This is a genomic window from Pseudoxanthomonas sp. PXM04 (genome assembly GCF_014851695.1).
GTDB lineage: Bacteria > Pseudomonadota > Gammaproteobacteria > Xanthomonadales > Xanthomonadaceae > Pseudoxanthomonas_A > Pseudoxanthomonas_A beigongshangi.
In genome coordinates, this window is record NZ_JACVAG010000001.1 from 305440 (window position 1) to 330853 (window position 25414).

27 protein-coding genes are annotated in these 25414 nt (G+C 68.1%); 7 read left to right on the top strand and 20 right to left on the bottom strand.

Features of this window, described 5'->3' with window-relative positions; genetic code table 11:
- The 5 genes from IB228_RS01430 to IB228_RS01450 form a co-directional block, all read right to left on the bottom strand.
- Positions 1–1413, bottom strand: coding sequence for an MFS transporter (locus tag IB228_RS01430; RefSeq protein WP_183643855.1), 1413 nt, complete (start codon positions 1411–1413; stop codon positions 1–3).
- 132 nt (positions 1414–1545) lie between these two features.
- Positions 1546–2010 (bottom strand): DUF4426 domain-containing protein, encoded by a 465-nt coding sequence (locus tag IB228_RS01435; protein WP_183643852.1) that lies wholly within the window; start codon positions 2008–2010, stop codon positions 1546–1548.
- 14 nt (positions 2011–2024) lie between these two features.
- On the bottom strand, positions 2025–2864 hold the full coding sequence (gene proC, locus IB228_RS01440; RefSeq protein ID WP_192197371.1) for a pyrroline-5-carboxylate reductase: 840 nt from the start codon (positions 2862–2864) through the stop codon (positions 2025–2027).
- Positions 2865–2928: 64 nt separating this feature from the next.
- The gene (locus IB228_RS01445; protein WP_192197372.1) at positions 2929–3078 is read right to left on the bottom strand and encodes a hypothetical protein; all 150 of its coding nucleotides are present in this window, start codon (positions 3076–3078) and stop codon (positions 2929–2931) included.
- Positions 3079–3176: 98 nt separating this feature from the next.
- The gene (locus IB228_RS01450; RefSeq protein ID WP_192197373.1) at positions 3177–3851 is read right to left on the bottom strand and encodes a YggS family pyridoxal phosphate-dependent enzyme; all 675 of its coding nucleotides are present in this window, start codon (positions 3849–3851) and stop codon (positions 3177–3179) included.
- Positions 3852–3950: 99 nt separating this feature from the next.
- On the opposite strand from IB228_RS01450, the gene IB228_RS01455 reads away from it, so the two are divergent.
- The 4 genes from IB228_RS01455 (at position 3951) to IB228_RS01470 (ending at position 7782) form a co-directional block, all read left to right on the top strand.
- On the top strand, positions 3951–4988 hold the full coding sequence (locus IB228_RS01455; protein ID WP_141453781.1) for a type IV pilus twitching motility protein PilT: 1038 nt from the start codon (positions 3951–3953) through the stop codon (positions 4986–4988).
- Positions 4989–5105: 117 nt separating this feature from the next.
- Positions 5106–6236, top strand: a complete 1131-nt coding sequence (locus IB228_RS01460) for a PilT/PilU family type 4a pilus ATPase (RefSeq protein ID WP_183643797.1) — start codon at positions 5106–5108, stop codon at positions 6234–6236.
- Between the two features lie 18 nt (positions 6237–6254).
- The gene (locus tag IB228_RS01465; protein ID WP_183643794.1) at positions 6255–6836 is read left to right on the top strand and encodes a hypothetical protein; all 582 of its coding nucleotides are present in this window, start codon (positions 6255–6257) and stop codon (positions 6834–6836) included.
- 115 nt (positions 6837–6951) lie between these two features.
- A complete protein-coding gene (locus tag IB228_RS01470) occupies positions 6952–7782 on the top strand; it encodes an NAD-dependent protein deacetylase (RefSeq protein ID WP_192197374.1) in 831 nt (276 codons plus the stop codon).
- 612 nt (positions 7783–8394) lie between these two features.
- On the opposite strand, the gene IB228_RS01475 is transcribed toward IB228_RS01470, so the two are convergent.
- The 3 genes from IB228_RS01475 to IB228_RS01485 form a co-directional block, all read right to left on the bottom strand.
- Positions 8395–10389, bottom strand: a complete 1995-nt coding sequence (locus IB228_RS01475) for an EAL domain-containing protein (RefSeq protein WP_192197375.1) — start codon at positions 10387–10389, stop codon at positions 8395–8397.
- Between the two features lie 15 nt (positions 10390–10404).
- A complete protein-coding gene (locus IB228_RS01480; RefSeq protein WP_192197376.1) occupies positions 10405–10953 on the bottom strand; it encodes a heme NO-binding domain-containing protein in 549 nt (182 codons plus the stop codon).
- A gap of 175 nt (positions 10954–11128) precedes the next feature.
- Positions 11129–11668: a DNA-3-methyladenine glycosylase I gene (locus IB228_RS01485; RefSeq protein WP_183643778.1), complete on the bottom strand. Its 540-nt coding sequence runs from the start codon at positions 11666–11668 to the stop codon at positions 11129–11131.
- A gap of 37 nt (positions 11669–11705) precedes the next feature.
- Between IB228_RS01485 and IB228_RS01490 the strand changes: the two genes are divergently transcribed.
- The 3 genes from IB228_RS01490 (at position 11706) to IB228_RS01500 (ending at position 13923) form a co-directional block, all read left to right on the top strand.
- A complete protein-coding gene (locus tag IB228_RS01490) occupies positions 11706–12269 on the top strand; it encodes a YqgE/AlgH family protein (protein WP_183643775.1) in 564 nt (187 codons plus the stop codon).
- An 85-nt stretch (positions 12270–12354) separates the two neighbouring features.
- A complete protein-coding gene (gene ruvX / locus IB228_RS01495) occupies positions 12355–12807 on the top strand; it encodes a Holliday junction resolvase RuvX (protein ID WP_141453772.1) in 453 nt (150 codons plus the stop codon).
- Between the two features lie 171 nt (positions 12808–12978).
- On the top strand, positions 12979–13923 hold the full coding sequence (locus IB228_RS01500) for an aspartate carbamoyltransferase catalytic subunit (protein WP_192197377.1): 945 nt from the start codon (positions 12979–12981) through the stop codon (positions 13921–13923).
- A gap of 18 nt (positions 13924–13941) precedes the next feature.
- Here IB228_RS01500 and IB228_RS01505 read toward each other — a convergent pair whose 3' ends face one another.
- From IB228_RS01505 to IB228_RS01560, 12 genes are all read right to left on the bottom strand, one after another.
- Entirely contained in the window at positions 13942–15513 is a 1572-nt protein-coding gene (locus tag IB228_RS01505; RefSeq protein WP_183643770.1) for a GGDEF domain-containing protein, read from the bottom strand.
- A gap of 89 nt (positions 15514–15602) precedes the next feature.
- Entirely contained in the window at positions 15603–15875 is a 273-nt protein-coding gene (locus IB228_RS01510; protein ID WP_183643768.1) for a hypothetical protein, read from the bottom strand.
- 6 nt (positions 15876–15881) lie between these two features.
- Positions 15882–16655, bottom strand: a complete 774-nt coding sequence (locus tag IB228_RS01515) for a prolyl oligopeptidase family serine peptidase (RefSeq protein WP_225562248.1) — start codon at positions 16653–16655, stop codon at positions 15882–15884.
- A 71-nt stretch (positions 16656–16726) separates the two neighbouring features.
- Positions 16727–17338, bottom strand: a complete 612-nt coding sequence (locus IB228_RS01520; RefSeq protein WP_183643762.1) for a CPBP family intramembrane glutamic endopeptidase — start codon at positions 17336–17338, stop codon at positions 16727–16729.
- Positions 17339–17389: 51 nt separating this feature from the next.
- Positions 17390–18751, bottom strand: a complete 1362-nt coding sequence (mgtE, locus tag IB228_RS01525; protein WP_141453767.1) for a magnesium transporter — start codon at positions 18749–18751, stop codon at positions 17390–17392.
- A 131-nt stretch (positions 18752–18882) separates the two neighbouring features.
- Positions 18883–20601: a phosphoenolpyruvate--protein phosphotransferase gene (ptsP, locus tag IB228_RS01530; protein WP_192197378.1), complete on the bottom strand. Its 1719-nt coding sequence runs from the start codon at positions 20599–20601 to the stop codon at positions 18883–18885.
- The gene (locus tag IB228_RS01535; RefSeq protein WP_141453765.1) at positions 20601–20870 is read right to left on the bottom strand and encodes an HPr family phosphocarrier protein; all 270 of its coding nucleotides are present in this window, start codon (positions 20868–20870) and stop codon (positions 20601–20603) included. The genes ptsP and IB228_RS01535 overlap by 1 nt, the downstream gene beginning before the upstream one ends.
- Entirely contained in the window at positions 20863–21255 is a 393-nt protein-coding gene (locus IB228_RS01540) for a PTS fructose IIA subunit family protein (RefSeq protein WP_183643756.1), read from the bottom strand. The genes IB228_RS01535 and IB228_RS01540 overlap by 8 nt, the downstream gene beginning before the upstream one ends.
- A 118-nt stretch (positions 21256–21373) precedes the next feature.
- A complete protein-coding gene (gene rapZ, locus IB228_RS01545) occupies positions 21374–22252 on the bottom strand; it encodes an RNase adapter RapZ (RefSeq protein WP_192197831.1) in 879 nt (292 codons plus the stop codon).
- Between the two features lie 29 nt (positions 22253–22281).
- Entirely contained in the window at positions 22282–23232 is a 951-nt protein-coding gene (hprK, locus tag IB228_RS01550) for an HPr(Ser) kinase/phosphatase (RefSeq protein ID WP_183643753.1), read from the bottom strand.
- 224 nt (positions 23233–23456) lie between these two features.
- A complete protein-coding gene (gene raiA, locus IB228_RS01555; protein WP_141453762.1) occupies positions 23457–23774 on the bottom strand; it encodes a ribosome-associated translation inhibitor RaiA in 318 nt (105 codons plus the stop codon).
- 184 nt (positions 23775–23958) lie between these two features.
- Positions 23959–25392 (bottom strand): RNA polymerase factor sigma-54, encoded by a 1434-nt coding sequence (locus tag IB228_RS01560; protein ID WP_183643750.1) that lies wholly within the window; start codon positions 25390–25392, stop codon positions 23959–23961.
- Positions 25393–25414 lie beyond the last annotated feature (22 nt).

A 25414-nucleotide genomic window follows, 5' to 3' on the forward strand; every position in this document is an offset into this window, starting at 1 on the left:
TCAATCGGCCGGACGCACGCGCCCGGCCAGCAGCGCACCGAGGATCGCCAAGGCGACGGTCATCCCGAAACTCAGTCCGAACGCCAGCGTCGGCGCGCGATCCAGCAGCGCCGCCACCAGCGATCCGGCCAGTGCCAGCACCGTCGCGATCGCCAGCGCGTCCATCAACTGCAAGGCGGAACTGTTGCGCCCCTGCGCCTGCGGCGGCGACAGCGAGAGCGTCAGCACCGACAGGCTGGGGTAGGTCAGGCCCATGCCGATGCCGGTGATCGCCCAGCCCACCAGCGCCAGCCCCAATCCACCTGGCAGGAACACCGCCAGCGGCAACGGCAGGATGCCGATCGCCATCATCGTCAGGCCAATCCGCAGCAGCGTCGCGCGCGACCACGCACGCCGCGTGTTGCCCTGGTACCAGGAACCCATCGACCAGCCCAGCGCGCCGACACTCAGCGCCACACCCGCCCACAGCGGCGACAACTTGAACTGCTGCGCCAGCATCAGCGGAATGAACACCTCGGCGCCAAAGAAGGTCGCGCTTGCCAATCCGCGCAGCGCGATCACGCTCGGCAACCCGCGCCGCAGGCTGAGGCTGCCGTCCGGCAACAGCTTGCGCGTCGCCCAGATCAAACCCGTCAGCGCCACCGCCAGCAGCAGCGCGCCGCGCGCGTCGTGCCGCTGTCCGGCCAGATGCAACAGGCAGGCCGCCGCCGCCGCAAGCCCGGCCCACGGCAGCAGCGATCGCCCGCCGGTGGTTTCGGCGATCGTCGGTGGCAACGCCTTCAGGCCGGGTCGCAATGCCCAGGCCGCCGGAATCGCCAGCAGCGGCACCGCCAGGAACACCCAGCGCCAGCCCACATGCTCCACGATCAATCCACTGACGCTCGGGCCGATCAGCGAAGGCACCACCCATGCCGCCGAGAACGCGGCAAACACGCGCGGGCGCAGCGCCTCCGGATACGCGCGCGCCACCACCACGTACAGCGCCACCGACATCGCGCCGCCGCCAAAGCCCTGTACAACGCGCCCCAGCAGCAGCACCGGCATGTTCGGCGCCAGTCCCGCCACGATCAGTCCGGCGACGAACCACGCCACGCCCCACCAGACCACGCGCGCGGGACCGTGCCGATCACTGGCGCGGCCGGCGTGCACCATGCCGACCACACTCGCGGCCAAGGTGCCGGCGAACGCCAGCGCGTACAACGACAGGCCGTCCAGCGCCCGCGCCACGGTCGGCATCGCGGTCGCGACGGCGAGCGCCTCGAATGCGCCCAGCGACACCAGCGCCACCATGCCCAGGGTCATCGCGCGACGGCGCGGCGACAGCAGGCCGTCCTCGGCGGTTGTGGTGATGGCCGGAGCCGGATCGGCCGCGATATCGGGGCCGGCGGAGGAAGACAGGGACGACGATTCCATGGAAGGAGAAGCGGAGCGGGGGAGTCGCGGAGCTTGCGCCCTCAAGCGCGGTTGAGGTCAACCGGCGCGTTCATGCGCACCCACGATGGCGACGATACCCGCATCGCGCGCCCGGGAAGGCGCGTACGCCGCTCAGAAATTGCGCTGGAACTGCAGCTTCTCGCTGCGGCCGTCGGCGCGCACGGTCAGATCGAAACGATAGGTGTCGCGCGGACCGACCTTGAGCGTGCCGATGTGGTCAACGTAATCACCGGTGCGCACCGCGCGGAACGCCAGCGCCTGCCGCTTGCCGGACAGGTCGCGCGCTTCGCCCTCGACCTCGCCCTCGGTGACGCTTTCCTCGCCGCCGGCCACCCGGCGCAGGGCAATCACCACCAGCGCGGTGCCGGCCTCGCGCTGCACCTGGTACTCGCGCGCCACCGCCTCGCTCAGCGACAGCGTCGGCAGCGCGTTGAAATGCACGCGCAGCGAGCCGAAATCCTGCTGCGCCTGCACCGGCTGCACGAACTCGGCGGCGCGTGGCGCCTCGCCGGCCGAACACGCGGCCAGGGCGAGGGACAGGGTGCAGGCAATCCAGGCGGTCTTGATGGTCTTCATGGCAGTCGTCGGTGTCAGTCGTTGGCGGCGGACAGTTCGCGTCCGCGTTCGGTGGCGGCGTGGATGGCTTTTGCGACCAGCGCTTCAAAGCCGCCGGCCTGGAAGGTCTCGATGGCCGCCTGGGTGGTGCCGTTGGGCGAGGTCACCCGCGCGCGCAGCACGCCGGCCGGCTCGCCGGATTCGACCAGCATGCGCGCCGCGCCCAGCAGGGTCTGCGTGGCCAGCTCGCGCGCCGCGTCCGGGGACAGGCCCTCGGCTTCGCCGGCCGCCTGCATCGCTTCGGCCAGCAGGAACACATAGGCCGGCCCGCTGCCGGACACCGCGGTGACCGCGTCCATCAACGGTTCCTCGCCAATCGCCACCGTCGGACCCACCGCCGCCAGCAAGGCCGCCGCGGCGTCGCGCTGCGCGGCGTCGGCGCGATCGTTCGCATACAGCCCGGTGATACCGGCGCCCAGCAGCGCTGGCGTATTGGGCATCGCCCGTACCACCGCCACATCGCCGCCCAGCCACCGCTCCAGTTGCGCGGCAGTGATGCCGGCGGCAATCGAAATCGCCAGCGGTCGCCGCGCCCGCGCCAATGCGGACAGATCGCCGCAGACCGTGCGCATCACCTGCGGCTTGACCGCCAGCAGCCAGATATCGGCATCAGCGGCCGCATCGGTGGCGCTCGCGTGCACCCGCACGCCGAAGTCCCGCGCCAGCGCGTCGCGCAGCGCCTCCACCGGCTCGGCCACGTGAATGGCCTCCGGCGCATGCCCGCGCGCAATCAGCCCGCCAATCAGGCTGCGCGCCATGTTGCCGCCACCGATGAAAGCGAGCGGAGTGGACGAAGACGAGGCGGGCGATGGCATGGATGCGATCCGTTGGAGAACCGCGGTGATTCTAGCGCAGCCTCCGCGCCGGCAAGGGCCGCCGCTAGAACAGGCTGCAACGCCCGCCCTGGCCCAAGGTCGCGCCGAGCATGACGCCAACGAAAAACAGCACCACCGCCAGAATCGCCGCGTCGGACAACAGGATGGACAACCGCCGGTGCTTCCGCACGCGATGCAGATGCCACGCGAACATCGTCCCCAGTCCCACTGCCCATGCAATGCCCGCCACCGCAGGCGGGGGAGGGGCATGACCTCGGGGAGTTCTAGAGACTGTGTATCCGGCTTAAAGCATCAATCCGGCCGGCGCCCGAACAGCGCGGTGCCGATGCGGATCTGGGTGGCGCCTTCGGCGATGGCGATCGGGTAGTCGTCGCTCATGCCCATCGACAGCGTGTCCACGCCGGGATGCGCCGTCGCCAGCGCGTCGTACAGCGCCTTCATGCGCACGAACGCCGGACGGCGCAGCTCCGGATCCGCATGCGGAATGGGGATGCACATCAGTCCGCGCAGGGCCAGCCGGGGTTCGGCGGCAATGGCGGCGGCGAGCGCGGGCAGCTCGGCGGGCGCACAGCCGTGCTTGCTGGCTTCGTCGTCGATGTTGACCTGGATGAGCACGTTCAAGGGCGGTCGGTTGGCCGGGCGATGGCGGGCGAGCGCGGCCACCAGCTTGGGCCGGTCCACCGTTTCCACCCAGTCGAACAACTGCGCGGCGAGCTCGGCCTTGTTGGATTGCAGGTGCCCGATCAGGTGCCAATCCAGCGAAAGCTCGACCAGATCACGGACCTTGGCGGCCGCTTCCTGCACATAATTCTCACCAAACGACCGCTGTCCGGCGGCGGCCAGCGCGGCCACCGCCGCGCCCGGCTGGGTCTTGGACACGGCCAGCAGGCGGGGGGCTGGCCGATGGGCGGCATCCGCAGCGTTTTCAATACGTTGCAGGGTGTCGCGAAGGGTGTCGGCGAGCATCATCCGGGGGCGGTTGGAAGGTCATTGGGGAGCGCTATACTGCCTTCAGGGGCAGCATCGTTCCAGTTTTGCAGCACTATTTCGGGGGAAGGCAAACCTATGGATATCGCCGAGCTGTTGGCGTTTTCGGTCAAGAACAAGGCATCGGACCTGCATCTGTCGGCAGGCCTGCCGCCGATGATCCGCGTCGACGGCGACGTCCGCCGCATCAACATCCCGGCCCTGGACCACAAGCAGGTCCACGCGCTGGTCTACGACATCATGTCGGACAAGCAGCGGCGCGATTACGAAGAATTCCTGGAAGTGGACTTCTCGTTCGAGATTCCCAGCCTGGCCCGCTTCCGCGTCAACGCGTTCAACCAGAACCGCGGCGCCGGCGCCGTGTTCCGTACCATTCCCTCCGACGTGCTGACCCTGGAAGACCTGGGCTGCCCGCCGCTGTTCCGCGACCTGATCGCCCAGCCGCAGGGCCTGATCCTGGTGACCGGCCCGACCGGTTCGGGCAAGTCGACCACGCTGGCGGCGATGATCGACCACATCAACAAGAACGAGTACGCGCACATCCTGACGGTGGAAGACCCCATCGAGTTCGTGCACACCTCGCAGAAGTGCCTGATCAACCAGCGCGAAGTGCACCGCGACACCCACGGTTTCAACGAGGCGCTGCGCTCGGCGCTGCGCGAGGACCCGGATTACATCCTGGTGGGCGAATTGCGTGACCTGGAAACCATCCGGCTGGCGCTGACCGCCGCCGAGACCGGCCACCTGGTGTTCGCGACCCTGCATACCAGTTCGGCGGCCAAGACCGTCGACCGCATCATCGACGTGTTCCCGGCCGGCGAGAAGCCGATGGTCCGCTCGATGCTGTCCGAATCGCTGCGCGCGGTGATCAGCCAGGCGCTGCTGAAGAAGGTCGGCGGCGGACGTACCGCGGCCTGGGAAATCATGGTCGGCACCCCCGCCATCCGCAACCTGATCCGCGAGGACAAGGTGGCGCAGATGTATTCGTCCATCCAGACCGGCCAGCAGTACGGCATGATGACCCTCGACCAGCACTTGCAGGACCTGGTCAAGCGCAGCCTGGTCACCCGCCAGCAGGCGAAGGAATACGCGAAGGACAAGCGGTTGTTCGAGTAAGCGTCGGGATTCGAGATTCGGGATTAGAGATTCGCAAAAGCCGGGATTCAAGAGTCGAGACGGGATGCGAATCCCCAATCTCCAATCCCCAATCCCGGCTCCCACAGGGAGCCACCCATGAGCAGCATCGACTTCACCTCCTTCCTCAAGCTGATGGCGCACCAGAAGGCGTCGGACCTGTTCATCACCGCCGGCATGCCGCCGTCGATCAAGGTCCACGGCAAGATTTCGCCGATCACCCAGACGCCGCTGACGCCGCAGCAGTCGCGCGACCTGGTGCTGAACGTGATGACGCCGGCCCAGCGCGAGGAATTCGAAAAGACCCACGAGTGCAACTTCGCCATCGGCGTGGCTGGCGTGGGCCGTTTCCGCGTGAGCTGTTTCTACCAGCGCAACCAGGTCGGCATGGTCCTGCGCCGCATCGAGACCCGCATCCCGACGGTGGAGGAGTTGAACCTGCCGCCGGTGATCAAGACGCTGGCGATGACCAAGCGCGGCATCATCATCTTCGTCGGCGCCACCGGCACCGGCAAATCGACCTCGCTGGCGGCGATGATCGGCTACCGCAACCAGAACTCGACCGGCCACATCATCACCATCGAGGACCCGATCGAATTCGTGCACAAGCACGAGGGTTGCATCATCACCCAGCGCGAGGTCGGCATCGACACCGACAGCTGGGACGCCGCGCTGAAGAACACCCTGCGCCAGGCGCCGGACGTGATCATGATCGGCGAGGTGCGTACCCGCGAGGGCATGGACCACGCCATCGCCTTCGCCGAAACCGGCCACCTGGTGCTGTGCACCCTGCATGCCAACAACGCCAACCAGGCGATGGACCGCATCATCAACTTCTTCCCGGAAGACCGCCGCACCCAGCTGCTGATGGACCTCTCGCTCAATCTCAAGGGCGTGGTCGCGCAGCAGCTGATTCCCACGCCGGACGGCAAGGGCCGCCGCGTGGCGATGGAAATCCTGCTCGGCACCCCGCTGGTCCAGGACTACATCCGCGACGGCGAGATCCACAAGCTGAAGGAACTGATGAAGGAATCCACCAACCTCGGCATGAAGACCTTCGACCAGAGCCTGTTCGAGCTGTACCAGGCCGGCGAAATCTCCTACGAGGACGCCCTGCGCTACGCGGACTCCCAGAACGAAGTCCGCCTGCGCATCAAACTCTCCCAGGGCGGCGACGCCCGCACCCTGGCGCAGGGGCTGGATGGGGTGGAAGTGGCGGAAGTGCGCTGAGGCGCATGATCTGACGGGATGGATACCGGTCTGGACAGCAGCCCCTATCGGGCACCCGATGGGGCCATCGAAGAGCGGCCGGCCACGCGCGCCAAGCCATTTTTCCTCGCACCACCCACCTTGAAGCTGGTGGTGATGATGGTGTTTACCCTGGGCTGGTACGCCGTCTGGTGGTTCTACCGCGCCTGGCGCGCGGTCAGGCAGCATGATCGCAGGCAATTCAATCCTGCCTGGCGCTCGATCTTCGCCCTCTTCTATGCCTACGCCTGTTTCCGTGCGATCAACCGAATCGCCGCCGATGGCACGCGGGAAAAAAGGGCTCCGGCGGGACTGCTGGCCATCGCCTATGTCGTGCTGGCGCTCTCCGTGCTGTTGCCCGGCCCGCTGTGGTTGCTGTCTCCGCTATCGGTGCTGCCGCTGTTGCCGATGAACGCGAGGGCACGTCGCTACAACCAGTTCATCGACGCCACGGTGTATCGGGACGAAGACGGCTTCAATGCCTGGAACTGGCTGGGGATCGTCGTCGGTGGCGCCTGCTGGGCGATCTTGTTGCTGGGTTTGCTGATTTATTTTTTGTCGACCCTTGTGCCAGCGGCTTAGCGGAAGCAGGGCGCAGTACCTTTCTCAATGATTACCGGGGCCGGAGATTCATGACGGCGGGGCGGCGCGCGGTTCAAAGACAGCTCCCGTGCCTGGCCCGCCGTATGATGACGGCATGTCGATCGCCCTGACCGCTCCGCACACCGATGCCGCCGAACGCCTGCGCGAATGGTTGCTTCCGTTCGACCGTGTGTTCGTATTGACCGGAGCCGGTTGCAGCACGGCCTCCGGGATTCCCGACTATCGCGACGCCGACGGCCAGTGGAAGCGCACGCCGCCGGTGACGTATCAGGCGTTCACCGGGGATCCGTTGACCAATGCGCGCTACTGGGCGCGCAGTTTCGTGGGCTGGCCGCGGATGGCGCAGTCGCAACCGAATGCGGCGCACTGGACGCTGGCGGCGTGGCAGGGCGGGCGGTTGTCGCAGTTGCTGACCCAGAACGTCGATGGCCTGCACGAGCGTGCGCGTAGCCGCGATGTGATCGATCTGCATGGGCGCATCGATCAGGTGGTGTGCCTGCAATGCCGGGCGTTGTCTGCGCGGGCGGCGTTGCAGGAACGCCTGCACGCTGCGAATCCTGGTTGGCATGGACTGGAGGCGGCGACCGCGCCGGATGGCGATGCGGATCTGGAGGGGCTGGATTTCAGCCGGTTCCGGGTGCCGCCGTGTGATGTCTGCGGCGGCATGCTGAAGCCGGACGTGGTGTTCTTCGGCGAGAACGTGCCGCGTGAGCGTTATGAGCGGGCGTTGGCGGCGCTGGACGCATCGGAGGCATTGCTGGTGGTGGGGTCTTCGCTGATGGTCTATTCGGGCTTCCGTTTCGCCCGCATCGCGCATGAGGCGGGCAAGCCGATTGCCTTGCTCAATCGTGGGCAGACCCGAGCGGATGCGCTGGCGGATTTGAAGCTGGATGCTGATTGCGTGGCGGTGTTGCCTGCCGTGTAGGGTGTGGGAGAAGGTGGCGCGCGGCGCGGGAAGAGGTGCTTTGTGCGCTATCGGTGTTGCCCCCATCCGCCTTCGGCACCTTCCCCCGCGTTGCGGGGGAAGGGAGTTGTTGGTGTTCGATGTGGACTGCGTGGCGGGGCTGCTGGCCGTGCAGGGTGAAACTCTTCTCCCGCTTGCGGGAGAAGGTGGCGCGAAGCGCCGGAAGAGGGCGCTTTAGGCGTCATCTGCCCGCATAAGGGAACGTCGGGGTGCGGCGCCTGATGTGGGGCGCCATGTGCGGACGGATTTGCCCCCATCCGCCTTCGGCACCTTCCCCCGCGTTGCGGGGGAAGGGAGTTGTTGGTGTTCGATGTGGACTGCGTGGCGGGGCTGCTGGCCGTGCAGGGTGAAACTCTTCTCCCGCTTGCGGGAGAAGGTGGCGCGAAGCGCCGGAAGAGGGCGCTTTAGGCGTCATCTGCCCGCATAAGGGAACGTCGGGGTGCGGCGCCTGATGTGGGGTCGCCATGTGCGGAAGGATTTGCCCCCATCCGCCTTCGGCACCTTCCTCCGCAAGCGGGGGAAGGGAAATCACGCGCGCTGGGATGTTAGGGGTCTGTGCGCGGTTGGACCGCTCTACGGAAGGGCGCGGAGCTGGCGGAGCAGGGTTTCGCAGTCGCTGGCGGTCATCGGCGGGGCGAACAGGTGGCCTTGCAGGCCGTCGCAGCCGAGCGCGCGCAGGATGCTGGCCTGGTGTTCGGTTTCCACGCCTTCGGCGATCAGGGACAGGCCCAGGCTGTGGCCGAGTTCGATGATGCTGCGGATGATCGGATAGTGCAGTCCGGTATCGGCGGAGGCCTCGATCTCGCTGATGAAGGAGCGATCGATCTTCAGCGTGTCCACCAGCAGCTGGCGCAGGTAGTTCAACGACGAATAGCCGGTGCCGAAGTCGTCGATGGCCACGCGTACGCCCAGTTCGCGGAGTTCGCGCAGGTGGCGGGCGGTGGACTGGACGTCCTGCATCACCAGGCTCTCGGTCAGTTCCAGTTCCAGCGATGCGGCCGGCAGGCCGGTGGCGTCCAGGATGCGGGCGACGGTGCGGGTCCAGTCCTCCTGCTGCAACTGCACCGCCGACAGGTTGACCGCCATCAGCAGGTGGGCGACGCCGCTGGCCTGCCATTGCGCCATCTGCCGGCAGGCGTGTTCCAGCGCCCATTGGCCGATGGCCAGGATCAGCCCGGATTCCTCGGCGATGGGAATGAAGCGGCTGGGCGGGATGGCGCCATGGCGCGGATGGTGCCAGCGCATCAGCGCTTCGAAGCCGAGCAGCACGCCGTCGGCGCGGTACTGGGGCTGGTAATGCAGCGACAACTGGCCCTCTTCCAGCGCGTGGTGCAGATCCGCGCGCAGGTCGAGCAACTCGCGGCTGCCGGCGGTCAGGGCGGGCGTGAAGAACTCGAAGCAGTTCTTGCCGCGCGCCTTGGCGCGGTACATCGCCGCGTCCGCGTTGCGCTGCAATTGTTCGGCATCGCGGGCGTCATCGGGAAACAGGGCAATACCGATACTGCCGGTGACATACAGCTCGTGCCCGTCCATCGGGATGGGCCGGCGCAGCGATTCCAGGCAGCGTTCCGCCATGCGGGTGGCGTCGGCGACGCTCTTCATGCCCGGCAGGATGAGGGTGAACTCGTCGCCACCCATGCGCGCCAGGGTATCGGTTTCACGCAGCAGGCGGCGGATGCGGCGGGTGGTCGCCATCAGCACGTTGTCGCCCTGCTGGTGGCCGAGGGTGTCGTTGATGTGCTTGAAGCCGTCCAGATCCAGGAACAGCACGCCGACCCGGTGATCCTCGCGACGCGCGTGCGCGATGGCCTGGTTCAGCCGGTCGCGGAACAGGAAGCGGTTGGGCAGGTCGGTCAGGGCGTCGTGGTGGGCCTGGTGATTGAGGTTGTCGGCCAGTTGCCGATGGCCGATCGCCAGCGCGGCCAGGCCGCTGATCATCATCATCCATTCCAGCTCCGATTCGCTGGGCGCGCGCCCGTCCGGCGGATGCAGGGCGAACTCGCCGATGTGTTCGCCATGCGCGGTGGTCAGCGGCACCGTCCACGCGCTGCCCAGGCCGTCGAGCAGGCCACTGTCGCAATGGCGGCGCCAGACCGGATGCCGGTGGACGTCCTCGACCCACTGGATGTGGCGCTGTTCGTGGGCGCCGCCGGGCAGCCAGTGCAGCGGCGCCTGGATGATTGGATCGCGTCCTTCCGAGGATTCGCGCTCGGCGTGGAAGAGTTCGCCGTCGGCGTGCACGGCGATGAAGCAGCGGCCGCCGGGCGTCTGCGCCTCGACCATGCGGGTGAGTTCGACCAGGATGCTGTGCAGCGGATGATCCTGCACGATCCGTTCGAGGAAGCTCTCCAGCGTTTCGGCCTGGATGCGGCGGCTGATTTCTTCCTGCAGTTGCCGGTTGAGCGTGTTGGTGGCGACGGTCTGCGCCTGCAGGGCCTGGAATGCCTGCTCGCGCTTCTGCTGCTCGATGTACAGCTCCAGGCTCTTTTCCTCGATGAACAGCTCGGCCGCGCGACGTGCCTGTTTTTCGCGCTCCAGTCTCCGTCTGAGCAGTTGCAGTTCGTCCATGCGGGGCGTCCGGGATCAGTCCATCCGGGTCAGCTGGAAGCGGACCGCGGTGCCGCCGCCGTCGGCGGCCAGCGGCATGCGTTCGATGCGCACGCGTTCGCCGTAGTGATCCACGCATCCGGCGATCAGGCCTTCGGCCAGATCCGCCAGCGGGCGGCTGGAGCGGTAGTCGAACAGCATCCGGCGATCGTCGGGGCGTTCGCTGCGGAAGCTTGGCAACTCGGCGCCGGGATAGAGTTTCAGCACTTCGACGTGCACGTGGTTGTCCACCTGTTCGATGAAATCGAACGCGGAGTGCACATCCTGGAAGAAGCGCGGATAGCTCTTCACGAAACGCCCGAACAGGTAGTGGCCGAATTCGCGCACGAGCGTGGTTGCGGGCAATCCGACCGCAAGGCTGAGTTGCTCGACCAGGGCCAGCAGTTCGGTGTGATCGTAGGTGCCGACGGCGGTGTAGATGCCGCCGCTGGGCAGATGCGCGGCTTCCAGCACGCGTTCGGTCAGTTCGGGACCGAAGCGGCTGTCCATCATCTCCATGAACTCGGTGAACACGACTCCCTTCATGCCTGTCTCCCCCGAGTGGCCATGATGGCCGGAGTATGCCCGCAACCGCTGCATCAACCAATGCGCGACGCGCCCTTCCGATATCGGACGCGGGCGGGGAAGATTGAATCCAGGGTGGTAAGCAGCGCTTACCAGTTTTCAGCGGAGCACCGGACGCATGCTTCCGGCGTCCGGATCAGCCCGCTGTCTGCCAGGGCGGGGACAACGCGGTGATGCGCGCATGGGCCGGGCAACTATCGCGATGCGCGCCGCGCAGGTAACCCAGGCTCATCAGGAACTCGCCGGTGATCTCGCCGCCGGTGAAGCGGAAGGTCCGCTTGAACAGCTTGATCCATTCGGGCTTGCCGAGCGGGTGGTGGGTGTCCAGCCAGGCGGCGAAGCCGCCATGGGATCCGCGCAGCGCCTGGATGACCCCGGCGTTGTGGATCGCCGCGTCCACCTTCAGGCGGTTGCGGATGATGCCCGGGTCGGCCAGCAGCCGGGCCCGGTCCGCATCTCCATAGGCGGCCACGGTATCCACGTCGAAGCCATGGTAGGCGCGCCGGAACCCCTCGCGCTTGCGCAGGATGGTTTCCCAGCTGAGCCCGGCCTGGTTGATTTCCAGCAGCAGGCGCTCGAACAGGACCGCCTCTTCCCGCTGGGGAAAGCCGTATTCGTGGTCGTGATAGGGGCCGTGGACCGGATGGCCCGGGGCGATGTCGCAGTATCCGCTCATGCGGTCAGGGTAGCGCGGTCGGGCTAAAATGGCGCCCATGTCCGCCGAACCCTTCCTCGCCAACCAGCTGCTGATCGCCTCGCCGGCGTTGGATGACCCCAATTTCGCCCGCAGCGTGACCCTGATCTGCCAGCACGACGGGGAGGGGGCGATGGGAGTGATGGTCAATCGTCCCTCCGAGTACACCCTGGGCGAAGTCCTGCAGCAGATGCAACTGGACACGCCGGACGAGGGCCTGCGCGAGCAGATCGTGCTCAACGGCGGCCCGGTCCATCCCGAGCGCGGATTCGTGCTGCACGATGATGCGCGGGCGTGGGATTCCACCCTGACCGTCGCCGATGGCCTGTACCTGACCACTTCGCGCGACATCCTGGAGGCGATGGCCGCCGGCAACGGGCCGGAACACGCCATCGTCACCCTGGGCTGCGCAGGCTGGGGCGCAGGACAACTGGAATTCGAACTGGGCGAGAACGCCTGGCTGACCGCGCCGGCCGATGCGGGCGTGCTGTTCGGGATGCCGCTGGAACGGCGCTGGCAGGCCGCTGGCGGCCTGATCGGTGTAGACATGACCAGGCTCACAGACTACAGCGGGCACGCATGAAACCCTGTCGCCGGAACCGCCACGCCGCTCCCGGAAGGCAAGCCTGCCCGCCGCCGGAGTCCGGCCGGCGTTCCCGGAGTCGGCCATGAAGTTGGATGGCACGGTGTTGGGGTTCGACGTCGGTGCGCGACGCATCGGCGTGGCCGTGGGCAGCGCCTTCGGCAGCGGCGCGCGCGCTTTGGCGGTGGTGGACGTGCACGCGCACGGACCGGACTGGCCGGCGCTGGATCGCCTGCATGCGGAATGGCGGCCGGACGGCCTGGTGGTCGGCGATCCGATGACCCTGGAAGGCGGCGACCAGCCCAACCGCAAGCGCGCGCAGGCGTTCGCGCGCGAACTGCATGCGCGCTACAAGCTGCCGGTGGTGCTGGTGGACGAACGCGCCAGTTCGGTCGAAGCCGCGCAGCGGTTCGCGCTGGATCGCGCCGAAGGCCGCAAGCGCAAGCGCGACGCGGCGGCGCTGGACGCGGTGGCCGCGGCGGTGATCATCGAGCGCTGGCTGGCGGCGCCGCAGGACGCCACGCAGGTGACCCTTTGAGCGAGGCGGCGATCCTCCTGGCCATCACCGGGCACGCTCCCGTTCCGTTTTCATTGCTTCCGGCCCCGGCTTCCGTCGCCGCGACCGGCAAACCCGCCATCCACCCACCCTCCGGAACCCGGCGTCGCCGCGGCATGCCGGTCCCGACCCTTGCATTCCAGAACTGAGCCAATGACCCAGCAAATCGATTCGGATGGACGCCTGCGGCACCTGCTGACCCTCGATGGTCTTCCCCGCGAAACCCTTTGCCGCCTGCTGGATCGCGCCGGCCAGATCCGCGACACCGCGCTGGGCCGCACCCAGCGCCGCAACCTGCTGGACGGCACCACGGTGTGCACGCTCTTTTTCGAACCTTCCACCCGCACGCGCAGTTCGTTCCAGATCGCGGCGCAGCGGCTGGGCGCGGACGTGCTGAACTTCGACGCCTCCGCCTCCTCCACGCGCAAGGGCGAGACCGCCCGCGACACCCTGCGCAACCTGGAAGCCATGGGCGTGCGCGGTTTCGTGGTGCGGCATTCGGAGGACGGCGCGGTGGACGCGCTGGCCGAAGTGGCGGGCGAGGGCACCACCCTGGTCAACGCCGGCGATGGCCGCAGCGCCCATCCCACCCAGGGCCTGCTGGACGCGCTGACCCTGCGCCAGGCCAAGGGCGCGGATTTCTCGCGGTTGAAGGTGCTGATCGTCGGCGACGTCAAGCATTCGCGCGTGGCGCGTTCGGACCTGCATGCGCTGCGCACGCTGGGCACCGGCGAGATCCGGGTATGCGGCCCGCAGTCGCTGCTGCCCGACGACGACACCCTGGCCGGCTGTACCGTGGGGGATGATTTCGACGCCATGCTCGAAGGCGTGGACGCGGTGATGATGCTGCGCCTGCAACGCGAGCGGATGGAGGAGGGCCTGGTCGCCTCGCTCGACGACTACCACCGCGACTACGGCCTGACCCAGGCCCGGTTGGGCCGCGCGGCCAGGGACGCGGTGGTGCTGCATCCGGGCCCGATCAACCGCGGCGTGGAAATCACCGACGAGGTCGCCGACGGCCCGCAGTCGCTGGTGCTGCGCCAGGTCAGCAACGGCGTGGCCATCCGCATGGCGGTGCTGGAAACGCTGCTCGGTTGAGTCCGGAGGCGGCGCGTTTCAGTCGCGCGCCGCCGCCACCCGGTTCTTTCCGGCGGCCTTGGCCTCGTACATCGCGCGATCGGCGCGCTCGACCAGCGCGTCCTGCGTTTCGCCGGCGCGCCACGGCGCCACGCCGGCGCTGAAGGTCACCGCCAATCGTTCGCCCTCGTGCAGGAGCGGACGCTGCGCCAGCCGTTGCAGGGCGCGCGCGACGATCGCCTCCGCCTCGCGCAACGAGGTGTCCGGCAGCAGCAGCACGAATTCCTCGCCGCCGAAACGGCCGATCGCATCGCTGCCGCGCAGCGCGCCGCGCACCACCGCGACCACATGGCGCAGCGCAGCGTCGCCGCCGAGATGGCCGTGGGTGGCGTTGACCAGGCGGAAGTCGTCGAGGTCCAGCAGTGCCAGGCACAGCGGCTGGCCGCTGCGCAGGGCACGGCTGGATTCGCGCCGGAACAGTTCCTCGAAGCCGCGCCGGTTCAGGGCCTCGGTGAGCTGATCGATCCGCACCAGGTTGGACACCGACTGCAATTCCTGCTCCAGGCTGGCGACGCGGCGTTCGGCCGCCTCGGCTTCCTCGCGCACCGCGCACAGATCGTCGCGGGCGCGCAGCGCCTGCCGTTGCAGCTGGGCGGTGTCTTCCAGGATGTCCTCCATCCGCTTGCCGAGTTCGGCGATGCTGCGGCTGTCGCGGACCGCCTGCGCGTGGAAGCTGATGCGGTCGTGGAATTCGCCGGTGCTGCTGGCCATCCCGTCGAGTCGTTCGACGAAGGTGACCATCATGTCCTTCATCGCCGCCTTCGATTCGTTGAGTCCCTGCTTGAGCAGGCCCTGCTTGTAGATCACCTCGCGCAGGCCGCTGCGGGTTTCCTCCAGGCGTTCGCGATCCAGCGGGCCGGACAGCAGGCTGCGCGCGGCCGCGATCTGATCCTGCAGCCAGCTGCCGTCCTCCAGCAGCTCGCCGACGTTCTCCAGCAACAGATCGAACAGGCTGCGCAGCAATTCCTGCGCGTCGCTGGTCTCGTGGCTGGCCTGGCCGATGGCGTGGCACAGATCCTTGAGTTGGCCCTCGAGCGCGGCCAGCGGCTGGCCCGGTTGCCAGCCCTTGAGCTGATCGGCCACCGACTGGGCCTGGGGGTACAGGCGCGCGTCCTCGCGCAGCAGTGTTTCCACCGCCATCACCAGGGTGTGGTGGAGCAGGCCGCGCAGTTGCTCCGATTCGCTGGGAACATCGCTACCGGGTACCGGTTCGTCGGGAATGGTGCGGATGTACTTGTCGATCAACTGGCGCATGGCGCGCCCGTAGGCATTCCAGTCACCGTCGGCGCAGGCGGCCTGCAGGCGCTGGCCCATGCCGCGCAGTTCGCCGCCCAGGCCCGCGAGTCCATCGGCGAACGCGGCGACCAGCGCCGGCGGCGTGTCGGCGTGGGCGAACAGGGCCTGCAACTGCGCGGCATTGATGAGCGGGCGCGCGGCGTCGTGCGGCGCCAGTCCCGTGCCGGCCGACGGCTGCGCGCGCTTGTGGCCGCGCGCCCACAGGCGACGGAAACCGCCGGTCAGGCCGGGAGGGGCATCGGAAGGTTCGGCCATGGACAGTGCTCGGCGCGGATCTTTTCGTGAAGGGGCGCCGGGTTATCGGCGGCGGCGGGCGCCGGTTGAGGGCCGGGCGACGGACGGCGTCAGCGTTCGCCCAGGAAGCGCTCCGCCTCTTCCAGCAGGGCCAGTTGCTGGATGGCCTCGGGATGGCCGGCGGCGGCGGCCCGCCGGACCTGCTCCCGATCCGGATGGCTGACGATCAGCAGCAGGTTGCCGCATTCGGGACAGGCGTAGTCGGTGACTTCGTCCTGCAGATCCATCTGCATGGCGCGCGAATCGCCCTGCCAGCCGCAGGCGCAGGCCTGCGCGCGCTCGCGCCAGCCGGGAGTGAAGTAGTCGTGGAGCAGTTCGGCCATGGAATCTCAGCGATGTTGTTGGAACAGCCAGGTCCACAGTTCCGGGGTGGCGTAGGCCGGATCCCAGGAGTTGTGGTTGGCGTCGGGGAATTCGGTGTAGCGCACGTCGCCGCCGGCCTGCCTGAGCGCCGCGTCCATCCGGCGCGACTGCACCGGCGGCACCAGATCATCCTTGCCACCGTGGAAGATCCAGACCGGCACGTGCTTGAGCCGGCGCGCGGCTTCGGCGAACGGATCCGGCACGTTGGCCACGCTGTGCGCGACCATGCTCGGACGCTGGTCGGTCCAGTCCACGGTCAGGCCGCCGCAGATGGGCACCAGCGCGGCGAAGCGCTGAGGCTGCTGCAAGGCCAGTTCCCAGGTGCCATAACCGCCCATCGACAGGCCGGTCAGGTAGACGCGATCGGGATCGCCGTCGAATTCCTTCATCGAAGCATCCAGCGCGGCCAGCGCGATCGTACCGGCCTCCTGGGTCCATTCGGTTTCGGCCGGCGCCTGCGGAATCACCACGATGGCGGGAAAGTCATCCAGGTGCTGGCGCAGGTGCGGCGGCAGGCCGACCTTCATCTGCAACTGGTTGTCCTCGCCGCGTTCGCCGGAACCGTGCAGGAACAGGATCACCGGCATCCTGCCGCGGCCATGGCCGGCCGGCACGAACACCTGGTAGCGATGCGTCTTGCCGGCGACCTCGACCTGGCGCTCGACGAACCCGCCATGCGGGGACACCGGCCGGGTGGCGCAGCCGGCCAGCAACATGGCGGTGGAGAGCAGGGCGAGCATTCGCAGGGCGAGGCGAAGGGATGGAATCCGGAAAGAAGACGGGCGGGTGGAGCCGGGCGATGCGGGGGTGATCATGCGGAGCTTCCCAGGGCGACGTAAAGGCAGGTGGCGACGTTGATGGCGGCATGGAACAGCCAGGGCCCCATGATGGATCCGGAACGGATTCGCAGCCAGCCCAGGAACAGCGCGGCCACGAACACCACCGGCAGCAGTGGCCACAGCTCCGGCCGTACCCGCAGCACCAGCAGGTGTGGCAGCAGGAACAGGAAAGCCTGCAAACCGTTGGCGAGCCAGGCCGGCAGTCGCCGCGACAGGCTGCCGGCAAGCAGGCCGCGGAACAGGAATTCCTCGCAGAAGCCCGTGGTGACGACGCCGTAGATCAGCGCCATCAGCAGCGAAGTTCCGCTCAATCCCAGTCCTTCAAACACCCGTTGCGGCGAATCGTGGCTGGTGAAGGACGAGATCGGCGGCGACCAGGCGAGCAGGACGGCGATGTTGAAGAGCGCGGCAACCGCCGCATAGGCCAGATAGCGGGGCGCGCCGAGCCGCAGCCCGGCGCGGCAGGCGACCTCGGCCAAGGCGCGCCGGTGCCGCCAGCGGTGCCAGCCCCAGTAGAGCAGGAAAGGAATGCCGGCCAGCAGGATCAGGTTGGCCAGGCCGGATGTCGCGATCTTCGCCAGCATGCCGTCGCCTCCCGTATGCGCCGCCGGGCGCAGGGTGGCGCAGCCGCGTGATCACTGCAACAGGATGACCGTGGCCAGGCCCAGGAAGCTGAGGAAGCCCATCACGTCGGTGACGGTGGTGAGGATGACGCCGCCGGCCAGCGCCGGGTCGAAGCCGAGCCGCTTGAGCGTCAGCGGCACCAGCACGCCGGCGGTCGCCGCGGTCAACAGGTTGATGGTCAGGGCGCTGCCGATGACCAGCGACAGGCCGGGCTGGCGGAACCACAGGAACACGATGATGCCCAGGCCCACGCCCAGGCACAGGCCGTTGATCAGCGCGACCGCCAATTCCTTCTTCAGCAGCGTCATCACGTTGGACGCGCCGATCTGGCCCAGCGCCAGGCCGCGCACCATCAGCGCCAGCACCTGGGTGCCGGCGTTGCCGCCCATGCCGGCGACGATCGGCATCAGCGCGGCCAGCGCGACCAGCTTGGCGATGCTGCCCTCGAACTGGCCGACCACGCTGGCGGCGAGGAAGGCCGTGCACAGGTTGATGCCCAGCCAGATCAGGCGGCGCCGGAACGCGCGCCGCACCGGCGAGAACAGATCCTCGTCCTCGTCCAGGCCGGCGGCGCCCAGCGCCTGGTGCTCGGCCGTTTCGCGGATGATGTCGACCACGTCGTCGATGGTGATGCGGCCGAGCAGGATGTTGTTGTCGTCCACCACCGGCGCGGAAATCCAGTCGTGGTCGGAGAACTGGCGGGCGACTTCCTCGGCGCTCTCGCCGACGTCGATGGCCGGTTGCTCGTCGTCGATCAGGCGATTGATCGGCGTGCTGTCCTCGTGGGTGACCAGCGAGGCCAGCGAGACCCGGCCCAGGTACTGGTGGCGGCGGCTGACCACGAACAGGTGATCGGTGTGGTCCGGCAGTTCGCCGCGCAGGCGCAGGTAGCGCAGCACCACGTCGACGTTGACGTCGGCGCGCACGGTCACCACGTCCGGGTTCATCAGGCGGCCCGCGGAGTCCTCCGGGTAGGACAGCACCTGCTCCAGCCGCTCGCGGTTCTCCCGGTCCATCGACTTGAGGACTTCGTCGATGACGGTGTCCGGCAGGTCCTCGACCAGATCGGCCAGATCGTCGATGTCCAGGTCTTCGACCGCGGCGACGATTTCGTCCGGGTCCATCTCCGCCAGCAGGCTCTCGCGGACCTCGTCGCCGACGTGGACCAGCACCTCGCCGTCGTCCTCGGCGTCCACCAGGCCCCACACCACCTCGCGCTTGCCGGGCGGCAGCGATTCGAGCAGGTTGCCGATTTCGGCGGGGGCGAGGGTGTTGACGAGTCGACGCACCGGCCCCAGCCGGCCGCTGTCGAGGGCGTCGGAGAGCAGGCGCAGTTGACGCGCGGTCTTGTCGTGGCGGACGGCTTCGGCCATGCAGTGCTCCGAAACGGGGCCGATCCGCGGGACGGATGCGACCGTGGCATCAGATGTTCATCGCGCCATTATCGCTTGCCATTGAGATTATGGACACCCCATGCGGGGCATTTTCCGCGCGGCCGCCGCGATCAGGCGGAGGCGGACTTCAGCCAGCGCTCGATGCCGGCGCGATCGCGGGCCTTGAGCAGCTTGTCGGTGGAGGCCTGCAGGGCTTCCCAGTCGCTGCCGCGGATGACCCGGCGCAGTTCCAGCAGGGTGTTGGGGTGCAGGCTGAATTCCCGCAGCCCCAGCGCCAGCAGCAACGGTGCCAGCCGAGGGTCGCCGGCCATTTCGCCGCACACGGCCACCGGCACTTCATGGGCCTGGCCAATGGCGATCACGTGCCGCAGCAGCCGGATCACGCCCGGGTGCAGCGGCGAATACAGTTCGCCCAGGGCCTCGTTGTTGCGATCGGCGGCCAACAGGTACTGCACCAGATCATTGGTGCCGATGGAAACGAAATCGACCACGTCGACGAAGCCGTGCATGGCGATCGCCGCCGCCGGCACCTCGATCATCGCGCCCAGTTGCACCTGGCCGGCGATCTCCAGCCCACGCTTGCGCAACTGGGTGGAGACGCGCTTGATCAGTCGCCGGATGGCCAGGATCTCCTCGCGACTGCTGATCATCGGGATCAGGATGCGCACCGGGCCGTAGGCCGACGCGCGCAGGATGGCGCGCAGTTGGGTATCGAACACGCCGTCCCGGGCCAGCGACAGGCGCACTCCGCGCAGGCCGAGCGCGGGGTTGTCCTCGTCGTCCAGCACCAGCCCGGTGCGGTCGGCCTTGTCGGCACCCAGATCCAGGGTGCGGATGGTGACCGGCCGGCCGCTCATGCCCAGCACCACGTCGCGGTAGGCGCGGAACTGCTCGTCCTCGTCCGGCAACTCATTGCGCTGCAGGAACAGGAATTCGGTGCGGTACAGCCCCACGCCGGCCGCGCCCAGCGCATGCGCGCGCGCCACGTCGTCGAGCGATTCGGCATTGGCGTACAGCGCGATGTCCATGCCGTCGCGGGTGCGGCTGGGCTTGGACCGCAGCCGGCCCAGCTCGCGTTCCTCGCGCGCGGCCTTGCGCAGGCGATCGCGGTAGCCGCGCAGGTCCGCCGCGTTCGGTTCGACCACCACCCGGCCGGTGGCGCCGTCGACGATCAGGGCGTCGCCATCGTTGACCCGCTGCAGCGCCTGGGCCGCGCCGACCACCAGCGGCATGTGCAGGCTGCGCGCCAGGATCGCGCTGTGCGAGAGCGTGCTGCCGGCGGCGGTGACGATCGCGACCACGCCCTGCGATTGCAGCTGCGCCAGTTCTGACGGGGCGATGTTGTCGCAGACCAGGATGTCGCCGGCCACGCCCTCGGCATCGACCGCGCGCTGCTGGAGATGGGCGTGGATGCGGCCGATCACGTGGTCGAGATCGTCCATCCGGCTCTTCAGGTAGGCATCGTCCATGCCCTCGAACACCGCCGCCAGCCGATCCCGCTGCAGGCGCAGCGCATAGTCCGCGCTATAGCGGCCGGTGCGGATCAGCTCGTCCAGGCCGTACAGCAGTTCGGGGTCGTCCAGCAGCAGGGCGTGCAGGTCGAGGAACTCGCCGACTTCCCGCGCCAGCGCACCATGCAGGCGATCGCGCAGCCGGTGCATCTCTTCGCGGGTGGCGTCGACCGCCACGTGCAGGCGTTGCAGCTCGGCTTCCACCTGGTTGGCGTGGATGCGCTGCTCGGCGACTTCCAGTGCGTGCGGCATGCGGACCCGGGCGCGCCCCAGCGCGCTTCCGCGCGATGCGCCATGGCCCGACAGCAGCGTCCGCATCAGGCGTCCTCGTCGAACCGTCGTTCGAACAGGGCGGCGACCGCGTCCATCGCGGCGCTCTCGTCCTCGCCGTCCACGCGCACGATCACCGGCGTGCCCTGGCCGGCGGCCAGCAGCATCACGCCCATGATGCTCTTGGCGTTGACCTCGCGTCCCTTGGCGGCCAGCGTCACGTTGCAGCGGAAGCCGGCCAGGGCCTGGACCAGCTTGGCGGTGGCGCGGGCGTGCAGGCCCAGGCGGTTGGAAACGGTGAGTTCGCGTTCAAGCATCGTCGTGGATGACTCCGTTGCGTGCGCCGGCGGCCGCGGTCGCCGGCAGTTCGTCCAGTCCCTGTTCCGAATAGTTCATCACCCGCAACAGCATCGGCAGGCTCAATGCGGACACCCGCCGGATCGGCGTGCCCAGGCGCGCCAGCCTGCCGGCGAGATTGCTGGGGCTGGCGCCGTACAGATCGGTCAGCACCAGCACGCCATCGCCAGCGTCGACCCGTCGCAGCGCGGCCGATGCCTGCGGCAGCAAGGCGTCCAGGTCGGCGTCGAACGGCACCTCGAAGGCTTCCGCCTTCAACGGCAGTTGGCGCAACAGGGTCGCCGCGACGGCCAGGACCGACGCGCCGATGCCGGGATGGGTGATCAGGAGGATGCCACAAGCCATTCCGGAACGTTAACAGACCGGGATGACAAGCCGGAAGCGGTTTTCGCGGGACGCGGCGTTGCGCGTGAAGGGTGGGTCAAGACGAGGCGGGACGGTTGCCCTCGGCGCTGGTGGATGCCTAGTCGAGTTCCCGGTGGAAGGTGGCGACTTCTTCCCAGCCCTGGTTGCGGGCGTGCTGGGCGAGGGTCTCGGCCAGGTAGACCGAGCGGTGCTTGCCGCCGGTGCAACCGAAGGCGATGGTCACGTAGCTGCGGGTCTCCCCGCGCAGGCGCGGCAACCAGGTATCGAGGAACTGGCTGACCTGGCCGACGTATTCGGAGACCTCCGCCTGGGAGCGCAGGTACTCGCGCACCTTCGCATCACGCCCGGAATACGGGCGCAGTTCCGGATTCCAGTGCGGGTTGGGCAGCACCCGCGCGTCGAACACGAAATCGGCGTCGGCCGGCACGCCGCGCTTGTAGGCGAAGGACTCGAACAGCAGCGACAGCGCCGCGCCGCGGTTGAGCGCGAATTCGGCGATGATGCGGCGGCGCAGCTGGTGCACGTTGAGCTGGCTGGTGTCGATGACGACATCGGCCGCCTCGCGCAGCGGCGCGGTGACCTCGCGCTCGCGGCGGATGGCTTCCTGCAGCGACAGGCCGGTATGGCTGTGGCTGAGCGGATGCCGGCGGCGGGTGTCGGAATAGCGCCGCAGCAGGATGTCGTCGGCGGCGTCGAAGAACAGCAGCGTCCCTTCCAGGCCCAGTTGCGCCAGCGCCGCGCGCCACTGCGCCAGCTTGCCCAATTCGGCGTGGCCGCTGCGGGCGTCGATGCCGACCGCGATCTTCTGCGGCAGGGTGTCGCCTTTCATCAGGCTGCGCACGAACGGCGGCAGCAGTTCCACCGGCAGGTTGTCGACGCAGTAGTAGTCCAGATCCTCGAAGGTCTTCAGCGCCACCGACTTGCCCGAGCCGGACAGGCCGCTGACGATGACCACGGTCGGGGGTGCCGCGCGCACCGCCGGGGGGATGTCCTCTTCCGGCAGGTTCATGGCGTGCTCCGCTCCAGCAGGTTGCTGTGGCGGGCGATGAACATCGCCGCGGGATCGATGCCCTTGGTGCGCAGGATGTGCAGGCGGGTGGCGGCCTCGGTCAGCACGGCCAGGTTGCGGCCCGGCATCACCGGCAGGGTAATCAGCGGCACATCGAGATCCAGCACGTGACGGGTGCCGGAGTCGCCGGTCAGGCGTTCGTAGCCGTGCGGGTTGGGTTCGGTCATCGGCCGGGTCAGATGCACGATCAGGCGCAGGTACTTGTTCTTCTTCACCGCGGTGTCGCCGAACATCTCGCGCACGTTGAGCACGCCCAGCCCGCGTACCTCGAGCAGATCCTGCAACAGCTCGGGGCAGGTGCCGTCGAGCACGTCCGGCGCGATCTGGGTGAACTCGGGCGCGTCGTCGGCCACCAGGCGGTGGCCGCGGCTCAACAGCTCCAGCGCCAGTTCGCTCTTGCCGGAACCGGCTTCGCCGGTGATCAGCACGCCGATCGAATAGATCTCCATGAACACGCCGTGCAGCGTCACCCGCGGCGCCAGCGTGCGCGCAAGGTGGTAGGAGAGGTGGTTGAGCAGCTCATGGCCGCGCTTGGGCGAGATCCACAGCGGCGTATCGGTTTCGTTCGCCGCCTCGCGCAGATCCTCCGGGCACTGCTGGTTCTTGCTGATGACCAGCGCCAACGGCCGGAACTGGACGATCTTCTCGATGGTTTCCCAGCGCTGGCGCGAATCCAGCGAATCCAGCCAGGTCAGTTCCTCGGTACCCAGGATCTGCACCTTGTTGGGATAGACCGCGTTGAGATAGCCGGCCAGCGACGGACGCCGCGCGATCGTGTCGCCGGCTTCGAGGATCCGGTTCTCGCCCTTCTGTCCGGCCACCCAGCGCAGGGCCAGCTTCTCCTTCTGCTGCTCGAACAGTTCGCGTGCGGTGATACTGGTGTTCATCATGCGAGGACGGACGGGGAAGTGGGAAGATGCGGCGCGTCGTCGTACTGGCGTGCGCACGGGACGGGTGCGTCGGTGCGACCCGCCGGGCGCGGACGGCGCAGGCAGGGGGAGTGTAATCCGGAGGGATGGGAACTGCTAATGCAGCGTGAAGAATGCTGCTACTGCGCCCCTGCCCGGACCGCGATGGTCGCAGGCAAGGGCGGTTGGGGGCGGGAATTGCCTCAGCCGACGGCTTCCACGCGGAGGCCGCGCTGCACGTCGGTCTTCTTTTCCTTGTGCTTGACCAGCAGGCGATCGAGCTTGTCAGCCAGGATGTCGATGGCGGCGTACATGGTCTGCGCACCGGCGTCGGCATGGAGGGTACGGCCCGCGAGGGAGACGGTCGCTTCGGCGACGTAGTCGGGTTTGCGCGTACAGAGTTGGGTACGGACTTCGAAGGGTTGGTCGAAATGGCGCTCCAGGCGCTTCAGCTTGGTTTCCACGTATTCGCGCAGGGCGGGGGTGACTTCGATTTCATGCCCGTAGGTCTCGATACGCATCGCTTGCCTCCTTCTGTCGGTGATGCAGTGCTGTCGGCACTGCTGAGAACGCGTTGTCGTGTATCTGTGACAACGGAATCAGGCTTGGGTTCCAGGACATCTCCGTCAACGCGGCCAAACGCCGCACTGACAAGATGGGCCTGATCCCGACCGTGATCAAGCGGTGCGAAGGAAAAACGCGGATTCAGTCCAGGCGCACGCGTTCGTGCGACGAAAGGATGTGCAGGGCTTCACGGTATTTGGCGACCGTACGCCGCGCCACCGGGATGCCGGAGGCCTTCAACAGGTCCGCGAGCTTGGCGTCGGACAAGGGTTTGCGCGGATTTTCCTGTTCGATCAGGCGGCGGATCATGGCCTGGATGGCGGTGCTGGACGCCTCGCCGCCGCCCTCGGTGTCGATGCCCGAGGCGAAGAAGGCCCGCAGCGGCAAGGTTCCACGCGGCGTACGCACGTACTTGCGCGCGATCGCCCGTGAAACCGTGGATTCGTGTAGGCCGACCTCGCTGGCGACCTCGCGCAGGGTCAGCGGGCGCAGCGCCTGTTCGCCGAATTCCAGGAAGCCGGCCTGCTCGCGGATCAGGCAGCGGGTGACCTTGAGCAGGGTCTCGCCGCGCGCCTCCAGGCTCTTGAGCAGCCAGCGGGCTTCCTGCAGTTGCCCCTTGAGGTAGCCGGCGTCGCTCTCGCCGCAGCGCCGGATCATCTGTTCGTAGCCGCGATGGATACCGATCCGGGGCAGGTTGTTGCCGGCCAGGGCCGCCCGCCAGACGCCGCGCTGGCGCCAGACCACGCAGTCGGGCACCACGTAGGTATCGCTGCCGAGCTCGCCGATCTGCGCGCCGGGCTTGGGATCCAGGGTGCGCAGCAGGGCGACTGCGGTTTCCACCTCGACCAGCGGTTGCCTGAGCTCGGTGGCGATGCCGGCCACGCCGCTGCGCGGCAGCCGATCCAGCGGGCCGTCGGCGATGCGCATCGCCAGTGCCTTGCCGGGCGTGTCGTCGCTGAGCACCAGCAATTGCAGGCGCAGGCATTCGCCCAGGTTGCGGGCGCCCACGCCGACCGGATCGAAGCGCTGCAACTGGTGCAGCACCACGCTGATCTCGTCCTCGCTGGCTTCCAGATCCGGCTTCAGGGTTTCGGCGATGCCGGAGAGCGGTTCGCGCAGGTAACCGTCCTCCTCCAGGGCATCAATCAGCGCGCTGCCGATGCGGCGATCCCGCGGCGACAGGTGCGATAGGTGGAGCTGCCAGAGCAGGTGGTCGCGCAGGGTGTCGGCTTCGGCGATCCGCTCGGCGGCGCTGCCGGGATCGTCATCGTCGAAGGAACCGCCGCCGGAAGAGGCCCAGGGCCCTTCGTCCGGCGCCCAGTCGTCATCGCCGGAGCTTCCATCCCCGTCGTGGCGGGATTCTTCCTGGCTGCCGCGCTCGGCCTCGGCCGGCGGACCGTCTTCGCCGGTGGCGGGGGCGTCGTCGGCCCAGTCCAGCAGGGGGTTGGATTCCACGGCCTGGGTGATTTCCACCTCCAGCTCCGCGGTCGACATCTGCAGCAAGCGGATGGCCTGACGCAGCTGCGGCGTCATGACCAGTTGCTGTCCCAGCGATGTCTGGAGGCGTGGTTTCATCCGATGTCCGAAGGCGACGGCA

Bases quoted from the DNA above. Each gene is read 5' to 3' on its own strand.
- IB228_RS01430 (WP_183643855.1), bottom strand. From the start codon at position 1,413: ATGGAATCGTCGTCCCTGTCTTCCTCCGCCGGCCCCGATATCGCGGCC.
- IB228_RS01435 (WP_183643852.1), bottom strand. From the start codon at position 2,010: ATGAAGACCATCAAGACCGCCTGGATTGCCTGCACCCTGTCCCTCGCC.
- proC (WP_192197371.1), bottom strand. From the start codon at position 2,864: ATGCCATCGCCCGCCTCGTCTTCGTCCACTCCGCTCGCTTTCATCGGT.
- IB228_RS01445 (WP_192197372.1), bottom strand. From the start codon at position 3,078: ATGTTCGCGTGGCATCTGCATCGCGTGCGGAAGCACCGGCGGTTGTCC.
- IB228_RS01450 (WP_192197373.1), bottom strand. From the start codon at position 3,851: ATGCTCGCCGACACCCTTCGCGACACCCTGCAACGTATTGAAAACGCT.
- IB228_RS01455 (WP_141453781.1), top strand. From the start codon at position 3,951: ATGGATATCGCCGAGCTGTTGGCGTTTTCGGTCAAGAACAAGGCATCG.
- IB228_RS01460 (WP_183643797.1), top strand. From the start codon at position 5,106: ATGAGCAGCATCGACTTCACCTCCTTCCTCAAGCTGATGGCGCACCAG.
- IB228_RS01465 (WP_183643794.1), top strand. From the start codon at position 6,255: ATGGATACCGGTCTGGACAGCAGCCCCTATCGGGCACCCGATGGGGCC.
- IB228_RS01470 (WP_192197374.1), top strand. From the start codon at position 6,952: ATGTCGATCGCCCTGACCGCTCCGCACACCGATGCCGCCGAACGCCTG.
- IB228_RS01475 (WP_192197375.1), bottom strand. From the start codon at position 10,389: ATGGACGAACTGCAACTGCTCAGACGGAGACTGGAGCGCGAAAAACAG.
- IB228_RS01480 (WP_192197376.1), bottom strand. From the start codon at position 10,953: ATGAAGGGAGTCGTGTTCACCGAGTTCATGGAGATGATGGACAGCCGC.
- IB228_RS01485 (WP_183643778.1), bottom strand. From the start codon at position 11,668: ATGAGCGGATACTGCGACATCGCCCCGGGCCATCCGGTCCACGGCCCC.
- IB228_RS01490 (WP_183643775.1), top strand. From the start codon at position 11,706: ATGTCCGCCGAACCCTTCCTCGCCAACCAGCTGCTGATCGCCTCGCCG.
- ruvX (WP_141453772.1), top strand. From the start codon at position 12,355: ATGAAGTTGGATGGCACGGTGTTGGGGTTCGACGTCGGTGCGCGACGC.
- IB228_RS01500 (WP_192197377.1), top strand. From the start codon at position 12,979: ATGACCCAGCAAATCGATTCGGATGGACGCCTGCGGCACCTGCTGACC.
- IB228_RS01505 (WP_183643770.1), bottom strand. From the start codon at position 15,513: ATGGCCGAACCTTCCGATGCCCCTCCCGGCCTGACCGGCGGTTTCCGT.
- IB228_RS01510 (WP_183643768.1), bottom strand. From the start codon at position 15,875: ATGGCCGAACTGCTCCACGACTACTTCACTCCCGGCTGGCGCGAGCGC.
- IB228_RS01515 (WP_225562248.1), bottom strand. From the start codon at position 16,655: ATGCTCGCCCTGCTCTCCACCGCCATGTTGCTGGCCGGCTGCGCCACC.
- IB228_RS01520 (WP_183643762.1), bottom strand. From the start codon at position 17,338: ATGCTGGCGAAGATCGCGACATCCGGCCTGGCCAACCTGATCCTGCTG.
- mgtE (WP_141453767.1), bottom strand. From the start codon at position 18,751: ATGGCCGAAGCCGTCCGCCACGACAAGACCGCGCGTCAACTGCGCCTG.
- ptsP (WP_192197378.1), bottom strand. From the start codon at position 20,601: ATGCGGACGCTGCTGTCGGGCCATGGCGCATCGCGCGGAAGCGCGCTG.
- IB228_RS01535 (WP_141453765.1), bottom strand. From the start codon at position 20,870: ATGCTTGAACGCGAACTCACCGTTTCCAACCGCCTGGGCCTGCACGCC.
- IB228_RS01540 (WP_183643756.1), bottom strand. From the start codon at position 21,255: ATGGCTTGTGGCATCCTCCTGATCACCCATCCCGGCATCGGCGCGTCG.
- hprK (WP_183643753.1), bottom strand. From the start codon at position 23,232: ATGAACACCAGTATCACCGCACGCGAACTGTTCGAGCAGCAGAAGGAG.
- raiA (WP_141453762.1), bottom strand. From the start codon at position 23,774: ATGCGTATCGAGACCTACGGGCATGAAATCGAAGTCACCCCCGCCCTG.
- IB228_RS01560 (WP_183643750.1), bottom strand. From the start codon at position 25,392: ATGAAACCACGCCTCCAGACATCGCTGGGACAGCAACTGGTCATGACG.